This is a genomic window from Cobetia sp. (assembly GCF_983723665.1).
Window position 1 is genome coordinate 35,958 of record NZ_CFDJES010000010.1, and the last position, 3,910, is coordinate 39,867.

Here is a 3,910-nt window from a genome sequence, read left to right on the forward strand (position 1 = left end):
GACGACAGCGCTCAGTGGCGGCTGTCGGCAGCGCCCAGCATCTCGCGGGCATGGGCGAGGGTCTGCTCGGAGAGATGAATGCCGCCCAGCATGCGTGCCAGCTCGCGCACGCGGCCGCTTTCATCCAGCAGCGCCATGTGGGTGCGGGTCGTGTCCTTCTCGGCCTGCTTCTCTATATGCAGGTGCTGATGCGCCTGTGCGGCGACCTGCGGCAGGTGCGTGACGGTCAGCACCTGGCCCTTGTCGCCCAGGCGACGCAGCAGCTGGCCGACGATCTCGGCGGTGGCGCCGGAGATGCCGACATCGACTTCATCGAAGACCAGGCTGGGGATGGTCGAGCGACTGGCGGCCACGACCTGGATCGCCAGTGACACACGCGAGAGCTCGCCGCCGGAGGCGACCTTGGCCAGCGCACGTGGCGGCTGGCCCGGGTTGGCGCTGATGCGGAAGTGGATACGCTCCATGCCTTCCGGCTGCGGGCGCTCCCGCGCCTCGATGGCGACCTCGAAGGTGGCCTTGCCCATGCCGAGGAAGGCCAGCTGGTCCTGGATGTCGCTGGCCAGTTGCGGGGCGGCAGTGGCGCGTTTGGCGCTCACCTCACTCGCCAGCCCCTTCCAGGCCTCGCGACGCTGAGCCACTTCTTCCCGCAAGGCTTCGATGGCCTCCTCATCGCCACCCAGGCCGTCGAGTTCTTCGCTCAGACGCTGATGAAGGCCATGCAGCTCGTCCGGCATCACATGATGCTTGCGCGCGATCTGGTGAATGCGGCTCAGGCGCTCATCGACGAAGGCGAGACGCTCGGGATCGAGTTCGGTGACTTCCACGAACCGATGCAATTCACGCGCCGCTTCTTCTATCTGGATGCGCGCTTCCTCGAGCATGCCCAGCGCACTGGCCAGTGAGCCATGCTCGTTGCCCGGCAGATGCGCCAGACGTGCCAGGGCCTGGTTGAGGCGTGGCAGCGCACCTTCTTCGTCGTGATCACAGCATTCGGCGGCGGACTGCGCCTCGGCCAGAATCTGCTCGGCATTGGCCAGCGTTTCCTGCTCCTGTTCCAGGGCTTCCAGCTCCCCTTCGCACAGCGCCAGTTCATCGAGCTCCTCGACCTGATAGCGCAGCAGCTGGCGACGTGCACGCACCTCATCGCCATCATTGCTCATGCGCTTGAGGCGACGATGCGCCTCCTGCCAGTGACGGAAGTCCTCGCGCAACTGGGCAGCCTGAGTCTCCAGGCCCGCATATTCGTCGAGCTGACGCAGATGCGTCTCTTCCTTGAGCAGGGAGTGATGGGCGTGCTGGGAGTGGATGTCGATCAGGTGCTCGCCCAGCTCGCGCAGGTCGGTGATGGTGCAGGGCGTGCCGTTGATCCAGGCCTTGGAGCGGCCGCTGGCGGTGATGACGCGACGCAGCAGGCAGTCGTCGCTGCCCAGTTCGCGCTCATCCAGCCACTGACGGGCGTCGCCAAGCTCACTGATATCGAAACGCGCGATGAGGTCGGCGCGGTCGGCGCCATGGCGCACGCTGCCGGCATCGGCACGCTCGCCCAGACACAGGCCGAGGGCGCCGAGCAGGATGGACTTGCCGGCACCGGTCTCGCCGGTGATGGCGGTCATGCCGCGGCGGAAATCGAGTTCCAGCGTTTCGACGATGGCAAAATCTTGGATGGCGAGTTGCAGCAGCATGACTACCTCCGAGGGGGCTTTGACGTACGCCGTGCTGGGAGAACATCAGCGGACCCGGACTCGATGGGCGGGCTACGGTGTCGCCATACAGTATGTTTATACAGTGAACATGGCTTTTTATACAGCACGTTCGGGTGGCCTTCAATCCATGCCGGACTCAGTGGGGAGAAAAGCCCGCGGCAAGGCTTGAGAAGCGATGTGCTGTCCCCATATAGAGGCACTGACACTTTCAGTCGGCAGCAATGGCCTGGCCTTGCTGCCTCTCAAGGCAACTCATGGCCTGTCTGTCAGCCAGTGCGCGTGATGCTTCGCGACAAGCTCAGCAGGCCACGAATCAGGGCAATGGCGCATAGACGCCGGCCCGCAGGAGATCAGCATGGCTCAGGACCCGCAGACCCCGATGGATGAAGAGCTTCAGCGTGCCGCTCGCGATGCCGAGCCGCAGCCGGAAACGCCGGAAGGTGAAGTGATCGACAACGTACTGGATGCCGACGATACCGGCGCCGAAGGCTCTCTGGTGGACAACCCGGAAGCCGAGATGCTGGCCGCCCAGGTCGAAGAGCTTGAGCAGGCCGTCAAGGAAGCCAAGGACCAGGCGCTGCGTGCGGCTGCCGATGCGCAGAACGCGCGCCGTCGTGCCGAGCAGGACGCCGAGAAGGCGCGCAAGTTCGCGCTGGAGAAGTTCGTCAAGGAAATGCTGCCGGTGGTGGATTCCCTCGAGAAGGCACTGGAATCCATGTCGGGTGACGAAGCGGCCAAGACCCACGTCGAAGGCATCGAGATGACCTTGAAAATGCAGCTGGATGCCCTGAACAAGTCAGGCGTCGAGCAGCTGGATCCGCACGGCGAGCCCTTCGATCCGGAATACCATCAGGCTGTCGCCATGGTGCCGTCCCCGGACGCGGAGCCGAACAGCGTCATCGACGTGATGCAGAAGGGTTACACCCTCAATGGTCGCCTGGTGCGTCCGGCGATGGTGGCAGTCAGCAAGGCCTCCTGAGGCCTGCGCGCTCCCGACGCCCGATAGGCGTTGGATCGCGCCCTGTGGGGGCTCAGGGCGATCCGGCCCGGGAAAATTTGCCCGGCCGGGTCTTGAAACCCTGACACGCGACCCCATCTAGAGAAACAAGTTCAGGCACCGACACAAGGTGCCGACATCCAGACTTATCTTTCAGGCTAGCAACAGATTCGAGGTATACGATTATGGGACGCATCATCGGTATTGACTTGGGTACTACCAACTCCTGTGTGGCAGTGCTCGACGGCGAGAAAACCAAGGTCATCGAAAACGCTGAAGGCGGTCGCACCACACCGTCCATCATCGCTTACACCGACGACAACGAGATTCTGGTCGGCCAGTCGGCCAAGCGTCAGGCAGTGACCAACCCGGAGAACACCCTCTTCGCGGTCAAGCGCCTGATCGGTCGCAAGTTCAAGGATGATGTGGTTCAGAAAGACATCAAGATGGTGCCGTACAAGATTGTCGAAGCCGACAACGGTGACGCCTGGGTGCAGGTGAAAGACAAGAAGATGGCACCGCCGCAGATCAGTGCGGAAATCCTCAAGAAGATGAAGAAGACCGCGGAAGACTACCTCGGTGAAGAAGTCACCGAAGCCGTCATCACCGTGCCGGCCTACTTCAACGATTCCCAGCGTCAGGCGACCAAGGACGCCGGCCGCATCGCGGGTCTCGACGTCAAGCGCATCATCAACGAGCCGACTGCCGCAGCCCTCGCCTACGGCATGGACAAGTCTCGTGGTGACAAGACCATCGCGGTCTACGACCTGGGCGGCGGTACCTTCGATATCTCCATCATCGAAGTCGCCGACGTCGACGGTGAGACCCAGTTCGAAGTGCTCGCCACCAACGGCGACACCTTCTTGGGTGGTGAAGATTTCGACATGCACCTGATCAACTACCTGGTTGACCAGTTCAAGGCAGACAGCGGTATCGATCTGTCCGGCGACAACCTCGCCATGCAGCGTCTGAAGGAAGCTGCCGAGAAGGCCAAGATCGAGCTGTCCAGCGCTCAGCAGACCGACGTGAACCTGCCGTACATCACGGCTGACAACACCGGTCCGAAGCACCTGAACGTCAAGGTGACCCGTTCCAAGCTCGAGTCTCTGGTCGACGACCTGGTCGCACGCTCCCTGAAGCCGTGCCAGACCGCGCTGTCCGACGCCGGCCTGTCCGCCTCCGAGATCGACGACGTCATCCTGGTCGGTGG

General features: G+C 62.9%; 3 protein-coding genes. 2 read left to right on the plus strand and 1 reads right to left on the minus strand.

Annotation, left to right across the window (positions count from 1 at the left end; translation table 11 throughout):
* Nucleotides 1-11: 11 nt before the first annotated feature.
* Nucleotides 12-1,682 (minus strand): DNA repair protein RecN, encoded by a 1,671-nt coding sequence (gene recN, locus AC4FAH_RS02400; protein WP_043333355.1) that lies wholly within the window; start codon nt 1,680-1,682, stop codon nt 12-14.
* A gap of 376 nt (nt 1,683-2,058) precedes the next feature.
* Here recN and grpE point away from each other — a divergent pair, with 376 nt between their 5' ends.
* Together grpE and AC4FAH_RS02410 are read left to right on the plus strand one after the other, a co-directional pair.
* The gene (gene grpE, locus AC4FAH_RS02405) at nt 2,059-2,682 is read left to right on the plus strand and encodes a nucleotide exchange factor GrpE (protein ID WP_043333357.1); all 624 of its coding nucleotides are present in this window, start codon (nt 2,059-2,061) and stop codon (nt 2,680-2,682) included.
* Between the two features lie 203 nt (nt 2,683-2,885).
* Nucleotides 2,886-3,910 (plus strand): Hsp70 family protein (locus tag AC4FAH_RS02410; RefSeq protein WP_490245607.1); only part of this gene is annotated, 1,025 nt, incomplete at its 3' end.

Bases quoted from the DNA above. Each gene is read 5' to 3' on its own strand.
- recN (WP_043333355.1), bottom strand. From the start codon at position 1,682: ATGCTGCTGCAACTCGCCATCCAAGATTTTGCCATCGTCGAAACGCTG.
- grpE (WP_043333357.1), top strand. From the start codon at position 2,059: ATGGCTCAGGACCCGCAGACCCCGATGGATGAAGAGCTTCAGCGTGCC.